This window comes from Sphingomonas sp. FW306-05-A (assembly GCF_058782275.1).
Genome location: NZ_JBYSXN010000001.1, coordinates 1,249,804 through 1,266,045 on the forward strand (window position 1 = coordinate 1,249,804; position 16,242 = coordinate 1,266,045).

Annotated in this window: 11 protein-coding genes; 8 read left to right on the forward strand and 3 right to left on the reverse strand. The window is 67.1% G+C overall.

Features of this window, described 5'->3' with window-relative positions:
• Positions 1 to 32 precede the first annotated feature (32 nt).
• The 7 genes from AC3WJR_RS05810 (at position 33) to AC3WJR_RS05840 (ending at position 9,758) form a co-directional block, all read left to right on the forward strand.
• Positions 33 to 1,217, forward strand: a complete 1,185-nt coding sequence (locus AC3WJR_RS05810) for an efflux RND transporter periplasmic adaptor subunit (RefSeq protein WP_492723060.1) — start codon at positions 33 to 35, stop codon at positions 1,215 to 1,217.
• Between the two features lie 5 nt (positions 1,218 to 1,222).
• Complete coding sequence (locus AC3WJR_RS05815; protein WP_492723062.1) at positions 1,223 to 4,429, forward strand: efflux RND transporter permease subunit; 3,207 nt, start codon at positions 1,223 to 1,225, stop codon at positions 4,427 to 4,429.
• Between the two features lie 2 nt (positions 4,430 to 4,431).
• On the forward strand, positions 4,432 to 5,991 hold the full coding sequence (locus tag AC3WJR_RS05820) for an efflux transporter outer membrane subunit (protein ID WP_492723063.1): 1,560 nt from the start codon (positions 4,432 to 4,434) through the stop codon (positions 5,989 to 5,991).
• Positions 5,992 to 6,789: 798 nt separating this feature from the next.
• Positions 6,790 to 7,158 (forward strand): thiol-disulfide oxidoreductase DCC family protein, encoded by a 369-nt coding sequence (locus AC3WJR_RS05825; protein ID WP_492723065.1) that lies wholly within the window; start codon positions 6,790 to 6,792, stop codon positions 7,156 to 7,158.
• A gap of 31 nt (positions 7,159 to 7,189) precedes the next feature.
• Positions 7,190 to 8,521 (forward strand): ABC1 kinase family protein, encoded by a 1,332-nt coding sequence (locus AC3WJR_RS05830; protein ID WP_492723067.1) that lies wholly within the window; start codon positions 7,190 to 7,192, stop codon positions 8,519 to 8,521.
• Positions 8,522 to 8,592: 71 nt separating this feature from the next.
• Positions 8,593 to 9,084, forward strand: a complete 492-nt coding sequence (locus tag AC3WJR_RS05835) for a nucleoside deaminase (protein WP_492723069.1) — start codon at positions 8,593 to 8,595, stop codon at positions 9,082 to 9,084.
• Positions 9,085 to 9,170: 86 nt separating this feature from the next.
• Entirely contained in the window at positions 9,171 to 9,758 is a 588-nt protein-coding gene (locus tag AC3WJR_RS05840; protein ID WP_492723072.1) for a DUF4337 family protein, read from the forward strand.
• Between the two features lie 12 nt (positions 9,759 to 9,770).
• On the opposite strand, the gene AC3WJR_RS05845 is transcribed toward AC3WJR_RS05840, so the two are convergent.
• Together AC3WJR_RS05845 and AC3WJR_RS05850 are read right to left on the reverse strand one after the other, a co-directional pair.
• Positions 9,771 to 10,601 (reverse strand): type 1 glutamine amidotransferase, encoded by an 831-nt coding sequence (locus AC3WJR_RS05845; protein WP_492723074.1) that lies wholly within the window; start codon positions 10,599 to 10,601, stop codon positions 9,771 to 9,773.
• 2 nt (positions 10,602 to 10,603) lie between these two features.
• Positions 10,604 to 11,629 (reverse strand): SDR family oxidoreductase, encoded by a 1,026-nt coding sequence (locus AC3WJR_RS05850; protein WP_492723076.1) that lies wholly within the window; start codon positions 11,627 to 11,629, stop codon positions 10,604 to 10,606.
• Positions 11,630 to 11,801: 172 nt separating this feature from the next.
• Between AC3WJR_RS05850 and AC3WJR_RS05855 the strand changes: the two genes are divergently transcribed.
• Positions 11,802 to 15,215: an amidohydrolase family protein gene (locus AC3WJR_RS05855; protein ID WP_492723078.1), complete on the forward strand. Its 3,414-nt coding sequence runs from the start codon at positions 11,802 to 11,804 to the stop codon at positions 15,213 to 15,215.
• Between the two features lie 15 nt (positions 15,216 to 15,230).
• Here the strand turns inward: AC3WJR_RS05855 and AC3WJR_RS05860 are convergent, their stop codons facing one another.
• Positions 15,231 to 16,160: an alpha/beta hydrolase gene (locus tag AC3WJR_RS05860; protein WP_492723080.1), complete on the reverse strand. Its 930-nt coding sequence runs from the start codon at positions 16,158 to 16,160 to the stop codon at positions 15,231 to 15,233.
• Positions 16,161 to 16,242: the final 82 nt, after the last annotated feature.

A 16,242-nucleotide genomic window follows, 5' to 3' on the forward strand; every position in this document is an offset into this window, starting at 1 on the left:
CGATCGCTCACACATTAGACATTGGAAGCAGCGTGCGCAAATCCTCCCCTCTGATCGTGCTCACAGCGGTTGTTCTGGCCGGGTGCGGCAGCGGAAAGCAGCAGCAACCCCCGGCACCGCCGACACCCCAGGTGGGTTTCGTGACAGTCTCGCCACAGTCGGTCACGCTCAGCACCGAACTCGCGGCGCGCACCGCCGCTTATGAGACGTCGGAGATCCGGCCGCAGGTCAACGGGCTGATCACCGCGCGCCTGTTCCAGGAAGGCGACGAGGTCCGCGCGGGCCAGCCGCTCTACCGGATCGACCCGCAGCCATATCAGGCACAGGTCGCGAGCGCGCGGGCTGCTCTCGCTCGCGCCAAGGCGGCGATTGCCTCGAACGACGCGCTGGCTCGCCGGTATGGCGAACTCGTCAAGATCAACGCGATCGCGCGGCAGGATTACGAGAACGCGATCACCACCGCACAGCAGGCACACGCCGACGTTGCCGCGCAGGAGGCGGCACTCCGCACCGCGACGATCGATCTCGGCCGCACCACGGTCAAGGCGCCGATCTCCGGGCGGATCGGGCGCTCGGCCGTGACGACGGGCGGTCTGGTCACCGCGTCGCAGACCACCGCGCTCAGCACCATCCAGCGTCTCGATCCGATTTACGTCGATATCACGCAATCGAGTGTCGATCAGTTGCGGCTTCGTAAGCAATTGCTTGAAGGCAATCTTTCGCGTGGTGCCAACGCCGCGCGGATCCGCCTGAAGCTCGAGGATGGCACGCTCTATCCGGTCGAGGGCATCGTCAAGTTCGCCGACGTCACGGTCGATCCGGCGACGGGCAGCCAGACGATCCGCGCGCAATTCTCCAACCCCAACCGCTTGCTGCTGCCCGGCATGTACGTGACCGCGCAGTTCGTCGAGGGCACGCAGGCAAACGCCTTGCTCGTGCCGCAGCGCGCGGTGAGCCGTGATGAAAAGGGCAATGCGGTCGTCATGGTCGTCGGCCCGGGCAATAAGATCGTGCCCAAGACGCTGACCGCACCGCGCACGATCGGCGACAACTGGCTGGTGACGGCAGGGCTCGCCGCGGGTGACCGCGTGATCGTCGAGGGCGCGCAGAACCTCCAGCCCGGCACCCCGGTCAAGCCGGTCCAGTGGACCGACAAGGCCGCCAAGCCCGGTGCCCAGCAACCCGCCAACGCTTCGGCCGCCGGCAAGGGACAGTAACGCCCATGTCGCGTTTTTTCATCGAACGACCCATCTTCGCATGGGTCATCGCGATCATCCTGATGGTCGGTGGGTTCATCGCGATCCGCAGCCTGCCGATCGCGCAGTTCCCCTCGATCGCGCCACCGTCGGTCAGCATCACCGCGACCTATCCGGGTGCCGACGCGCAGACGCTCGAGAATACGACGACGCAGATCATCGAGCAGCAGATGAAGGGCATCGACGACCTTCGCTACTTCTCGTCGTCGTCGAGCTCGGCGGGCACCGTCACGATCACGCTGACCTTCGAACAGGGCACCGACCCCGACATCGCGCAGGTCCAGGTCCAGAACAAGCTTCAGGCCGCGACTCCGCTGCTGCCGCAGGAAGTCCAGCAACAGGGCATCCAGGTCGCCAAGGCGACGTCGAACTTCCTGCTGATCATCGGCGTCTATTCGCAGGACGAGCGGCATAGCGCGTCCGATCTTGCCGATCTGCTCGCGTCCAAGGTCCAGGATCCGCTCAGCCGCATCAACGGCGTCGGCGATACGCAGTTGTTCGGCGCGCAATATGCGATGCGCGTGTGGATCGATCCGCTCAAGCTTAACGGCTACCAGCTGACGATCGCGGACGTCACCGCCGCGCTCCAGGCGCAGAACGCGCAGGTCTCCGCAGGCCAGCTCGGCGCGCAGCCGGCGCCCGCCAGCCAGATGCTCAACGCGACCGTCTCGATCCAGTCGCGCCTCAACACGCCCGAACAGTTCGGCAACATCCGTCTGAAGACCGACGCCACCGGAGCCGTCGTGCGCCTCAACGACGTCGCGCGGGTCGAACTCGGCGCGGCCGACTATGGCTTCAGCACGCTCTACAACGGCAAGCCCGCCGCCGGGATCGGGATCAAGCTCGCGCCGGGCGCGAATGCGCTCGCCACCGTCGATGCGGTCAAGGCGCGGATCGGCGAGATGTCCAAGACCTTCCCGTCGGACGTCAAGGTCATCTATCCGTACGATTCGACCCCGTTCGTCCGTCTGTCGATCGAACAGGTCGTCCACACGCTGATCGAGGCGGTCGTTCTCGTGTTCCTCGTCATGTACCTGTTCCTCCAGAACTGGCGCGCGACGCTGATCCCCACGATCGCGGTTCCGGTGGTGTTGCTCGGCACGTTCGCCGTGCTCGCGGTCGCTGGCTATTCGATCAACACGCTGACCTTGTTCGGCATGGTGCTGGCGATCGGTCTGCTCGTCGATGACGCGATCGTCGTGGTCGAGAACGTCGAACGCCTGATCACCACCGAACATCTCTCTCCACGCGAAGCTGCCCGCAAGTCGATGGACGAGATTAGCAGCGCGCTGGTCGGCATCGGCCTTGTGTTGTCCGCGGTGTTCCTGCCGATGGCCTTCTTCGGCGGGTCGACGGGCGTGATCTACCGCCAGTTCTCGATCACGATCGTCTCGGCGATGGCGCTGTCAGTGCTGGTCGCGTTGATCCTGACGCCGGCTTTGTGCGCGACGATCCTCAAGCCGCACGATCCCGACAAGGCGGAAGGCAACGGCCCGCTGTCGCGCTTCTTCCGCTGGTTCAACCGGACGTTCGACCGCGGCACGAGGAAGTATGAGAAGGGCGTGCGCAGCACCGCGCACCGCTGGGGCCGGTCGATGATCGCGTTCCTTGCGATCGCCGGGCTGATGGCCTTCCTGTTCATTCGCTTGCCGACCGGCTTCCTGCCCGACGAGGATCAGGGCACCGTGATCGCGCTGGTGCAGGGCCCATCGGGCGCCACCACCGCGCGCACCGACGCAGGGCTCGCGCAGGTCCGCGACTATTTCATGAACAAGGAAAAAGCGAACGTCGAAGGCGTCTTCACGATCAGCGGGTTCAGCTTCGCCGGTGCGGGGCAGAACGCCGGTCTCGCGTTCGTCCCGCTCAAGGGCTGGGAGGACCGCTCAGGTGCTGCCAACAAGGCGCAGGCGATCGCGAGGCGCGCGATGGGCGCGTTCTCGCAGTTCCACGACGCGATGATCTTCGCGATCGTGCCGCCCGCGGTCCAGGAACTGGGCAACGCGACCGGCTTCGACCTCCAGCTGGTCGACACGGTCGGCATGGGGCATGAAAAGCTCGTCCAGATGCGCAACATGATGCTGGGCATGGCGATGCAGGACAAGCGCCTCGCGCAGGTCCGCCCGATGTCGCTGGAGGACGCGCCGCAGCTCAAGATCGACGTCGATCAGGACAAGGCGCGTGCGCTCGGGCTCGACCTGGGAGAAGTCAACCAGACGATCTCGACCGCCTGGGGAAGCCAGTATGTCAACGACTTCATCGACCGCGGCCGCGTCAAGCGCGTGTTCGTCCAGGCCGATGCGCCGTTCCGCCTCAAGCCCGAGGATCTCGACAAATATTACGTCCGCGGCGCGAACGGCGCGATGGTCCCCTACAGCGCCTTCACAACGCTGCGCTGGACCCAGGCACCCGTCCAGCTGACTCGCTACAACGGCCAGCCCGCGATGGAATTGCAGGGTGGTTCGGCGCCGGGGCTCAGCACGGGTGCCGCGCTCGAAGCGATGCAGGAAATCCACGCCAAGCTTCCGCCCGGCACCGATCTCGAATGGACCGGCCTGTCGTATGAGGAAAAGCTGTCGGGCGGTCAGGCACCGTCGCTCTACGGGCTGTCGCTGCTGATCGTGTTCCTGTGTCTTGCCGCGCTGTACGAAAGCTGGTCGGTGCCGATCTCGGTGCTGCTGGTGGTGCCGCTCGGTGTGGTCGGTGCGTTGCTTGCCGCGCTGATCACCGGGCTCAACAACGACATCTATCTGCAGGTCGGCCTGATCACCACGATCGGCGTCTCGGCGAAGAACGCGATCCTGATCGTGGAGTTCGCCGAGGAACGGATGCGCGAAGGCATGACCGCCTTCGACGCCGCGATCGAAGCCGCGAAGACCCGGTTGCGACCGATCCTGATGACCAGCCTCGCGTTCATCTTCGGCGTGTTGCCGCTCGCGATCTCGACCGGCGCGGGTGCCGGCGGGCAGAATGCGATCGGTCGCGCGGTGGTCGGCGGGATGCTGACCGCGACGATCCTCGGGATCTTCTTCATCCCGATGTTCTTCGTCGTCGTCCGCGCGGTGTTCGCAGGTCGCAAGAAGAAGAACAGCGACGGGACCCCCAGGGCTGGCGACGATCGTGACGCCGCCCCGATGGGTCCGCCCGCCCCCAATAGCGCGCCCCAGGGAGCATGAAGATGACGACGACGATCCGCACCGTCGCGGTGCTGCTGGCGACGGCTGCTCTCGCAGGGTGCAACATGGCGCCGAACTACGTCCGTCCGCAGGGCGCCGTACCCGTCGCGCTGCCGCAGGGCGGACCCTATCCGGTCGCGCCGAGCGACGCGCCGGACGTGACCAAGATCGGCTGGCGGACGTTCTTCACCGACCCCAAGCTGCGCGACGTGATCGCGCTGGGGCTGGAGAACAACCGCGACCTGCGCCTCGCGGCGGCGAACGTGCAGCAAGCGCGCGCGCAATATCGCGTCCAGCGCTCGGGTCAGCTGCCCGCCATCTCTGCTAACGGAACGGCATTCTATTCGAATGCGCTGGGCGCGGCGACGGCTGGCGGCGGTGGTGGTATCGGCGGCGGCGGTATTGGCGGCGGTGGTATCGGGACGGGGACGGGGACCGGGACCGGTACTGGCACTGGAACCGGAACCGGAACGGGTACCGGAACCGGCACAGGCACTGGTGTCGGCACCGGCGTCGGCACGACCACGAGCTCCAACATCGAATTCTACTCGGCGAATGTCGGTATCTCGCAGTTCGAGCTCGACCTGTGGGGCCGCCTGCGCAACCTCAGCGAAAGCGCGCTTCAGCAGTATTTCGCGACCGAGGAAGCGCAACGCTCGACCCGGATCAGCCTGATCTCGGAGATCGCCTCCGCCTATCTCACGCTCGCGTCCGATCAGGAGCTGCTCGGCGTGTCGCAGGAAACGCTGGCGAGCTTCGAGCAGTCGCTCCAGCTGACCCGTGCGCAATTCCGCATCGGGGTTCAGTCCGAGCTGGTCGTGCGCCAGGCCGAGACCAATTACGAAGCCGCCGCCAACGACATCGCCGCGCGGCGTGCGCAGATCGCGCAGGACCGCAACGCGCTCGACCTGCTGGTCGGGACGACGACCCCGGCGGCGCTGCTGCCGCAAATGCTGGGGACGCAGGACCGGACGCTGAGTGCGCTCCCCGGCAATCTGGAATCCGCGGTGCTGTTGCGCCGCCCGGACGTGCTTGAGGCCGAGCATCAATTGATCGCGCAAAACGCCAATATCGGGGCCGCGCGTGCTGCGATGTTCCCGACGATTTCACTGACCACCAGCTTCGGCACGGTGAGCAGTGCGCTGACCGGCTTGTTCGGCGCGAACAGCGAAAGCTGGTCGGCGACGCCGGGGGCGACCTTCCCGATCTTCGACTTCGGCCGTCGCAAGGGCAACCTCCAACTCGCGCGTGCACAGCAGCAAGGCGCGGTCGCGACCTATGAGAAGACGTTGCAGACCGCCTTCCGCGAAGTCGCCGACGCGCTCGCCACGCGCGGAACGATCGACGCGCAGCTCGGCGCGCGAACGCGACGCGCGGAGGCGGCGCTGGTCGGCGCGCGCCTGTCCGATGCGCGGTATCGGGCAGGGGTGGACTCGTTCCTGACTTCGCTCGATTCGCAACGCACGGCGTACGGTGCACGCCAGGATCTGGTGACGACCCGCCTCGCGCGCGCGAACAACCTCGTCACGCTGTACCGCGTGCTAGGCGGCGGCCTGAACTGACGGACTTCCACCCCTCCCCTTCAGGGGAGGGGCCGGGGGTGGGGCCGTGCAGCAGAGCGGACCCCACAATTACGCAGGTCGTCCCCACCCCAACCCCTCCCCTGAAGGAGAGGGGCTAGCGTTTGTTGTTTCCGCCACGCCCCAAACCCAAGCGCGCGCCCCTTTCACCCCTCCCCTTCAGGGGAGGGGCCGGGGGTGGGGCAATGCAGCAAACCGGCCCCCGCAATCACACACGCCAGCCCCATCCCAACCCCTCCCCTGAAGGGGAGGGGCTAGCGCGTGATGTTCCCGCCACGCCCAAACCCAAGAGCACGCCTCTTCTTCACCCCTCCCCTTCAGGGGAGGGGCCGGGGGTGGGGCGGTGCAGCAAACCGGACCCTGCAATCACGCAGGCCAGCCCCACCCCAACCCCTCCCCTGAAGGGGAGGGGCTAGCGCCCGTTGTTCCCGATGTACCCCAAACCCAAGCGCGCGCCCCTTTCACCCCTCCCCTTCAGGGGAGGGGCCGGGGGTGGGGCCGTGCAGCAAACCGGCCCCCGCAATCGCGCAGGCCAGCCCCACCCCAACCCCCCCCCTGAAGGGGAGGGGCTAGCGCCCGTTGTTCCCGCAACGCCCCAAACCCAAGGGCTCGCCTCTTCCACCCCTCCCCTTCAGGGGAGGGGCCGGGGGTGGGGCAGCGCAGCAAAACGAACCCCGCAATCGCGCACGCAAACCCACCCCAAACCCTTCCACCGACGAAGCGGGCCTTAATCTCCACCCCCCACCTCGACCCAGCCGCACGCATCCCCATATACCCCCCATGACGGACCTCACGGTATGGTATGACGGCGGATGCCCCCTGTGCCGGCGCGAGATCGCGCTGATGCAGCGGCTCGATCGCGCGCAGGCGATCACCTTCGTCGATGTCGACAAGGCCGACGGCGGCAGTTGCCCGATCGATCGCGCCGACCTGCTCGCGCGCTTCCATGCCCGTGAGGACGGTGTCCTGCTCTCGGGAGCCGCCGCCTTCGCCGCGATGTGGCGCGCGATCCCGCGGTTGCGCTGGCTCGGGCTCGCCGCAAGAGCGCCCGGCATGCTCCCGCTGCTGGAACACGCCTATCGCGCATTCCTCCGCATCCGCCCCCGGCTGCAACGCCTTGCCCGCAGGGCCGAACAGAACGCCGCGTGACGGCACCCCAACTTCCGACGAAAGACACGGCGTGAGCGACGATCGCAGCAAAGGACGATCCGTACCGAGTGGCCGCCTCGCGCGGCTCGGCGTGTTCGGGCGGATGGCGGGTGGGGTCGCGGGCAACGTGATGGCCGAAGGCGCGCGACGGCTCGCCAGCGGCGAGGTCCCCAAGATGGGCGACCTGTTGCTCACCCCCGCCAATGCGATGCGCGTCGCGGACCAATTGTCGCATCTGCGTGGTGCTGCGATGAAGCTCGGGCAGATGATTTCGATGGACGCGGGCGACATGCTTCCGCCCGAACTCGCGACGATCATGGGGCGGCTGCGCGACAATGCGCACCACATGCCGCCGCAGCAGCTCGATACGGTGCTGGCGAAGGAATGGGGCAAGGACTGGCGTCGCCGCTTCGCGCATTTCCAGGCGCATCCGATCGCCGCCGCCTCGATCGGCCAGGTCCATCGCGCCCGCCTGCCGGGTGGCCGCGAGCTCGCGATCAAGGTGCAATATCCCGGCGTCAAGGACAGCATCGATTCGGACGTTGACAATGTCGCGACGCTGCTCCGGGTATCGGGCGTGCTCCCCAAGACGCTCGACATCGCCCCGCTTCTCGCCGAGGCGAAGCGCCAGCTGCACGAGGAGGCCGACTATCTGCGCGAAGGCGAAATGCTCGCGCGCTTCGGCGACCTGTTGCGCGATGAACCACAGTTCCTCGTCCCCGCGCTCCATCCCGATCTGACGACGCCGCACGTGCTGGCGATGGACTATGTCGCGGGCGTCCCGATCGAAACGCTCGAGACGGCCCCGCAGGCGCTGCGCGACCGCGTGATGGCCAATCTCATCGATCTGGTCCTGCGTGAAATGCTCGACTGGGGGCTGATGCAAACCGACCCCAATTTCGGCAATTATCGCTGGCAACCCGACACGGAACGGATGATTCTGCTTGATTTCGGTGCGGCGCGTGCCGTGCCGGACGAGACCGCGACCGGTTATCGCACATTGTTGCAGGCCGGGCTGGCGGGCGACCGCGATGCCGTCCGCGAGGCGGCGGTCGCGGCGGGGTTCCTCGGGCCAGCCGCCGTCACCGCGCACCGCGATCTGGTCGACCGGATGATCGACGTGGTGATCGGCGAACTCGGCAAGGCCGGGCCGTTCGACTTTGGCGATCGCGCGTTCGTCGGCGTGCTGCGCGATCAGGGGATCGACATGGCGCGCGACCGGTCGACCTGGCACGTGCCCCCGGTCGACACGCTGTTCGTCCAGCGCAAGATCAGCGGCACCGCATTGCTCGCTGCCCGACTGAAGGCGCGGGTCGACGTGCGCAGCCTTGCCGAGACCTATCTCGCCCGGACGACCGGCTAGCGCCCCGCGCGGGAACGGAACGCCCGTTCAGCCGCTTCATTGGCTGATCGATGATAGCGGTGAGGCGTGCGATGACCCAGGAAGACGAAAAGTGGATGCGGCGCGCGATCGAGATTGCGCGGTCCAAGGGCTCCGACCCGTCCACTTCGCCGCTGGGGTCGGTGATCGTGCTCGACGGCAAGGTCATCTCGGAAGAACGCAACCAGACGCACGAACTTCCCGACGCGACCGCGCACGCCGAAATGATGGCGATCCGCCGCGCATGCGAGGCGACGGGCGAACTGGAGCTGCGCGGCGCGACGCTGTACTCGACACTGCAACCGTGCGGGATGTGTACGATGGCGTCGATCTGGTCGAAGGTGGGCCGGGTAGTCTATGGTGCCGAAGCCGCCGACGTCCATCCGATGTACTTCGAGGCGCGCCACACCGACACGCTCGATTTCGTCCGCAACGCCTACCGCGACGACATCGTGTTCGAGGGCGGATGCCTGCGGGCCGAATGTGCCGAACTCTATTACGGCCCCGACGACGACCTCCCACGGGATGAGCAGGCGAACCTGTAAGCCATTGTTATGATACGGTTACGCGACGGCGGAGCGGTGCGCCACGCAGCGCACACGTGTGCAACCTTGACCATCTTGGAGACCCGATGGAACCCGCCGACGCCAAGGACCTGATCGACGAGGCGATCGAGCGGGCGGAGGAAAGCTCCAACGCTGCCGATCGTCAGGAGCGGGAGAGCGAGCGCCGCTTCCGCGATCGCGTCTCGCTGCTGGTCGGCGGGTTCGCTGTGGCGCTCGCGATCGTCCACATGAACGCCGCCGGAGCACAGCGCGAGAGCGTCCTCCAGCACATCGCCGCCTCCGACAGCTTCGCCTACATGCAGGCCAAGATCGTCCGCGAAACCGTCCTCAAGACCGCCGCCGCGCAACCCGACGCGACGCTTGCCGACCGAAGCGACTGGGCGCGCGAAGCCGCACGCTTGCGCACCCCCGACCACGCTGGCCACGCGATCGGCCAGCTCGAACAGGCCGGCGCCGAGCAACGCGCCGCCGGCGAACGCGCCGCGCACCGCGGGGAGGGGTTCGAACTCGGCGAGACCGCCTTGCAGCTTGCGATCGTGCTGCTGTCGATCGCAATGGTTGCGCGGTCCCAATGGATCACGCTTGGTGCGTGTGTCGTGGCAGGCTGTGGCGTCGCGCTGGCCGTGGCCACCGGGCTGGGGTTGTCCGGGTAGAGGCCCGTCCGCTCAGTCGAGCATCTCCAGGAAGTTCGTAAGCTCCAGTCGACGCCGCGCCTCGTCGGCGAATTCGCGATCGATCCCCAAACTCCAGTACAGTGCACGATGGTCGGGCCTGTCGTGCAACGCGTCGAGCAGCGCGGCACGCGCCTCGACCGCGTGCGTGTCGTCCGCAAGGCCTGCCTCGACCAGCGCATCCGCCTGACGCCGGAGCGCGATCGCGATTTCGCCGAGCGCGAGTTCCGGGTGGTATTGCACCCCCCAGAAGATCCCACCGTCGTGGCGGATCTCGGCCGCCTGTACGGTCGTCACCGCGTTACTTGCGAGCAAGGTTGCATCGTCGGGCAGCCGCTCCACCTCGTCACCGTGGATCGCAGGCGCATCCCAGCTCGCCGCCCGCCCGGCCAGCAGCGGATGGCTGCGCCCCGCTTCGGTCGCGGTAATGCGACGCGCGATCCCCGCCTCCATCCGATCGGGCATCTTGCGCACGGCCCCGCCCGCCGCCGCCACCGCCAGTTGCAGGCCCGCGCACGACCCGAACGAACGCGTGCGCGACGCGAAAACGGTGCGCATGAAGGCAAGTTGCCGCGCAACTTCGGGCGTGTCGTCATAGACGTGCAGCGGCGACCCGGTCACGAACACCGCGTCGAACGCAGCGATCGTCTCCGCCGAATAGACCTGCGCGTCCTCATCCGCCGGCGCGACGATCGTGATTTCGGCATCCGGGCGAAGCTGCTTCAGGGTGGCGGCGTAGGTTTCGCCCGAACTCTTGCCCGCATGCTCACGGCGGGCTTCACGTTCTTCGGGGGTTTCGCTCTCGGCGACGAGATAATGGGGCAAGATCAGTCCTTGGTCGATGCGGGATCGGCGGCACGGCGTCGCGCTATCAGGACCGCGGCGACTCCGCCGATCCCCGCCAGCGTGATCGCCTGGATCGCGCGTGGATGGCGCTGCGCGGCGGTGTAAATGCTGGTCTTGCGACCCGGCTGAACACCCGAGCGTTCCTGCCCGCGTTGCGTCGGTGCGAAGATCGTCGTCGACTGCGTCTTCGGACGGGTCTTGTCCGACATCACCGGGACCATCAGCCCCGCCATCCGGTCGAGCAGCGCGGGGAAGTGCGTCCCCAGCAGCACCTGCAACCGCCCGGCGCCGCCAACGGTGATCTCGCGCCGGACATTCTGCGCGGCGTCGAGGATCGCCGTCGCGACCAGTTCGGGGTCATAGACCGGGGGCGGGATCAGGCCTTCGCCATCCACATGGTTCGCAGCGTGCTGGGCAATTGGCGTGTCGATCCCGGATGGCTTGATCAGCGTGATTGCGATCGGCAGCGCGTCCGCGGTCAACTCCATCCGCAAGGCGTCCACGAACCCCTTGGCCGCATGTTTCGACGCCGAATAGGCGCTGAGAATGGGGGAAGGGAGTTCGGAGGCGATCGACCCGACGGTGATGATCGCGCCGCCTTTCTCCCGCAAATGCTCGACCGCGGTCAGCGCGCCGTGCACCGCCCCGAAATAGTTGGTGCGGAACAGCTGCTCATGCTCGTCCAGCGGGGTGTCGATCAGCTTGCCGTAGATCGCGGTACCCGCGTTGTTGACCCATGTGTCGATCCGTCCGTAGCGCGTGCGCGCGGCGGCAGCGGCAGTGCGGACCGCCTTGATGTCGCCGACGTCCGCGACCGCGAAAATCGCGTCCCCGCCCGCGGCGGTGATGCCCTCGACCGCTTCGCGCAGTGATGCTTCGTTGCGCGCGACCAGGACGACCTTGGCACCCTCGGCAGCCGCACGTTTGGCGGTGACAAGGCCGATCCCCGAACTTGCGCCGGTAATAACGATGACCTGCTCGGCAAGCGGCTTCAGCGTGATCTTCATGGTGATGTCGTGCTCCGGCAATTCGCGGTTCTGACACGGTAAACGGTCGATGCGGTCGATCGGTCCCGCAGCACAGTCAAACGACTTCGGTTGCGGGGTTGCGGATCGCGGCGACTTCGTGGCAGCGTTCGTGCGACACGGCGCAACCGCGCAGAATGATCTTGGGGGCACAATGAAATATCGGGTTACGGCGGCGGTTGCCGCAGCGTTGCTGGCAAGCGAAGTGTTCGCGCAGGTCAACCCCCAACCCGTACCCAAGCCCACGCCAGACCAGACGCAGGCACCCGAGAATCAGGCAAGCGATCCGCTCAAGCCAGCCGAAACGGCCACCGCGCCCGCGCAGCAAACCAACCCCGCCCCGACGACGGCACCCGCGGCGACTGCGCCCAAGAAGCCCAAGTGGAACGTCGAAGCCCCGCCGGGGATGCGCACCCGCGAAGTCCCGATTAAGGTCGACAATGGCAGCTGGATGAACGTCGACGTCTCGCGCGACGGCAGGCTCATTGCGTTCGATCTGCTCGGCGACATCTACACCATGCCGATCGCGGGCGGCACGCCGACGCGGATCGCGCAGGGATTGTCCTACGAACATCAGCCGCGCTTCTCGCCCGACGGCAGGCGGATCGCCTTCACCTCGGATCGCGGCGGCGGCGACAACATCTGGATCATGAACGTCGACGGCAGCGACAAGCGGCAGCTGACCAAGGAAGACTTCCGCCTGCTCAACCAGCCGACCTGGTCGCCCGACGGTCGCTTCATCGTCGCCAAGAAACATTTCACCACCGGCCGTTCGCTCGGCACCGGCGAGTTGTGGCTCTACCACGTCTCGGGCGGGGCAGGGGTTCAGCTCGTCAAGCGCGCGAGCGAGGAGCTGCAGAAGGAACTCGGCGAACCGATCTACGCGCCTGACGGCAAGGGCATCTATTACACCCGCAACGTCTCGCCCGGCCCGATCTTCGAATATGCACAGAATTCGCGGACCGATTTGTTCAACATCGAACGCTACGATATCGACACGGGCGAAGTGACGACCGCGGTCTCGGGCGTCGGCGGATCGGTCCGTCCGACCCCGTCGCCCGACGGCAAGAAGATCGCCTTCGTCCGTCGCGACCACGGCAAGACGACCTTGTGGGTCAAGACGCTGGAGAGCGGCGACGAACGCCGGATCTACGACGCGCTCGACCGCGACGTGCAGGAGACGTGGGCGGTGACCGGGGTCTATCCCAACATGGCGTGGACCCCCGACAGCAAGACGATGGTGTTCTGGGCGGGCGGCAAGCTTAACCGCGTCGGCGCGGACGGCAGCGCAGGGGCGGTGATCCCGTTCCGGATCGACGATACCCGCGTCGTGATCGACGCGACCCATCCGCAAGTCGCGGTCGCGCCCGACCGGTTCGCCACCAAGATGCCGCGCTGGGCGAGCGTGTCACCCGATGGCCGTACAATCGTGTTCGAAACGCTCGGCAAATTGTGGACCAAGCCGGTCACGGGCGGCACTGCGCGGCGGCTGGTCAAGGGCGACGAAGCGAGCATGGAATTGTGGCCGAGCTGGTCGCGCGACGGGCGCTCGATCGTGTTCGTCGACTGGACCGACGCCGCGCTCGGCTCGATCCGCATTGTTCCCGCAGGTGGCGGTGTGGCGCGCGCAGTGACGAGCGTCGCGGGGCACTATGCCCGCCCGCGCTTCTCGCCCGATGGCAAGACGATCGCGTTCGAGCGTGGCGGCGGCGGCTATCTGACCGCGGCGCGCGGCGGCGGCGATACCGGCGTCTACCGCGTCGCGACCGCAGGCGGCGCGATCAGCCGCGTGTCGAAGGATGGCAGCGCGCCGCAGTTCGGCGCGTCCAATGACCGGCTGTTCATGCTCGCCAAGGACAAGGGCAAGAGCCAGCTCGTCAGCACCGACCTGACCGGCGAGGCCAAGCACGTCCATGCGACGGGCGAGCTGGTCAACGACTATGTCGTCTCGCCGAACGGCGAGTATGTCGCGTTCCGGCAGAATTATCAGGGCTTCGTCATGCCGTTGTTGCCCGGCACGCAGGGGGTCGAGGTCGACAAGAAGGGCGGACCGCTCCCCGCGACGCAGGTGAGCTCGGAAGGCGCGGATTTCCTCAACTGGTCGAACGACGGGACACAGCTCCACTGGAGCATGGGCCCGACGCTCTACACCGCCAAGACCGCGGACCTGTTCCGCGTCGCGCCCGCGGATGAGGACGCGCCCAAGTACCCGGCCCCCAAGACGGGCGTTTCGCTGTCGATGGACGTCGCCGCGGACAAGCCCGGCGGCACCGTCGCGCTGGTCGGCGCGCGGATCGTGTCGATGGCGGCGAAGGACGGCGGGATCATCGACGACGGCGCGATCGTCATTCGTGGCGACCGCATCGTCGCGGTCGGCCCGCGCGCCGCGGTGCAGATCGCGGCGGGCGCGAAGGTCGTCGACGTCGCGGGCAAGACGATCATCCCGGGGCTGGTCGATGCCCATGCGCACGGGCCGCAGGGCGAGGACGATCTGATCCCGCAACAGAACTGGTCGTCGATCGTCAATCTCGCGATGGGCGCGACGACGATCCACGATCCATCCTCGCGCGCGGCAGAAATCTTCGTCGCGTCCGAAATGCAGCGCACCGGCAAGATCATCGCGCCGCGCATCTTCTCGACCGGTGAGGTGATCTACGGCGCGAAATCGCCCGAGGTCTATGCCGAGATCAACAGCTATGAGGATGCGCTCGCGGACGTAAGGCGGCTCAAGGCGGAGGGCGCGCACAGCGTCAAGAACTACAACCAGCCACGCCGCGAACAGCGCCAAATGGTCGTCGCGGCGGCGCAGGCCGAGCAGATGGAAGTCGTCCCCGAGGGCGGGTCGCTCTACGCGATGGACGTCTCGCTGATCCAGGACGGCAATTCCACGGTCGAGCACAACATCCCGCTCGAGCATTTCTACGACGACCTCGTCAGCCTGTGGAGCCAGACCAAGACCAACTACACCCCCACGCTGGTCGTCACCTACGGTGGCCCCGCGGGCGATCCGTACTGGCGGCAGCATATGGATGTGTGGAAACATCCTTTGCTTTCGCGCCACGCGCCGCCTGCGCTGCTCGAGGCGCAGAACGCCCGCCGCACGATGGCGCCCGAGGAGGATTACGTCGACGGCGAAAGCGCGCGCGAGGCCAAGAAGCTCGCCGATCGCGGGATCCAGGTGTCGATCGGCGCGCATGGCCAGCAAGCCGGGCTCGGCCCGCATTGGGAGTTGTGGAGCTTCGTCCGCGGCGGCTGGTCGCCGATCGAGGCGTTGCGCGCGGGCACGATCATGTCGGCGACCTCGCTTGGCTATGCCAAGGACGTGGGGTCGCTCGAAGTCGGCAAGCTCGCCGATCTGCTCGTGCTCGATGCCGACCCGAGCGTCGACATCCGCAACAGCGACAAGATCAACCGCGTGATGCTCGGCGGTCGGCTGTACGACCCGCTGACGATGGACGAGGTCGTCACCGGTACCCGCAAGCGCGCGCCCTACTGGTGGACGGGGTCGAACGGCAGCGCGATGGGATCGGCTTACACGATCGGCGACAGCGTGACCGGCGGCGACTGAGCGCCGCCGGTCGCGTCATTTCGGCGGGGCGGCGAGCGGGGCGGCGGGCTGGGCGGCGGGTTTGCGGTTCGCATCGAACCACCCGCCGTCCGCCAGCCAGTCGGCGAGCCGATCGGGCCAGTGCAGGATCGAGATCCGCTCGCTCTCGTCCAGGTTGAAGGCATGGCCGCTGTCCGCGAACATGTGCAACTCGGCGGAAACGCCCGCGGTGCGAAACTGCTCGTACAGTGCCACCGAAGGCGCCGCGCAACACGGATCGCGGCTCCCCGCAACGATGAACGCGGGCGGCGCACTCGCGATCGCCTTGGCCGGAATGCCTCGCGGTCCGGGGAAAACGAGCACCTGAAAATCCGGCCGCGCGGAATGGCGGTCGATTGCGTCGCTCGCCGGGCGACCGGCGGGTTCGGGATTGTCCGCGATCAGCGACACCAGTTCCCCGCCCGCCGAAAAGCCCATCACGCCGACGCGGTGCGGATCGATCCCGTAATCCGCGGCATGCGCCCTCACCCAGCGCAGCGCGCGCCGCGCATCGTCCGCCGCATCGCCCTCGACCGAATACGGCGATCCCGGTTCGTTCGCGAGCCGGTATTTCAGGACGAACGCCGACACCCCCATCCGGTTGAGCGCAGTCGCGACCTTGGTCCCCTCGTTGGTCCAGACGAGCAATTTGTGCCCGCCGCCGGGGAAGATCACGACCGCAGACCCGTTATTGTGCGCGGCCTTGGCAGGGTAGGCGATCAGCGACGGTTCGCGGATGTTGCGCACCCAATAATCCCGACCCACCTCGGCGCTCGGCGGACGCTTGTCCGTGCCCGGCGCGCCGTTCGGCCAGAGCTTGATCGTTGTCAGGACGGGCGGGGTCTCGGGTGCCGGATCCTGCGCGGTGGCCGCGCCCGACAATAGCGCAAGGCACAAGCATGCTGTCCACGCAGTCGCTCTCATCATCGCTCTCCTGTCCGCCATTCGTTCGTCAAAGCGGTATCGTTATCATTGCCACGCGCGCAGTGGCGGCGGAAGCGGTAAAACG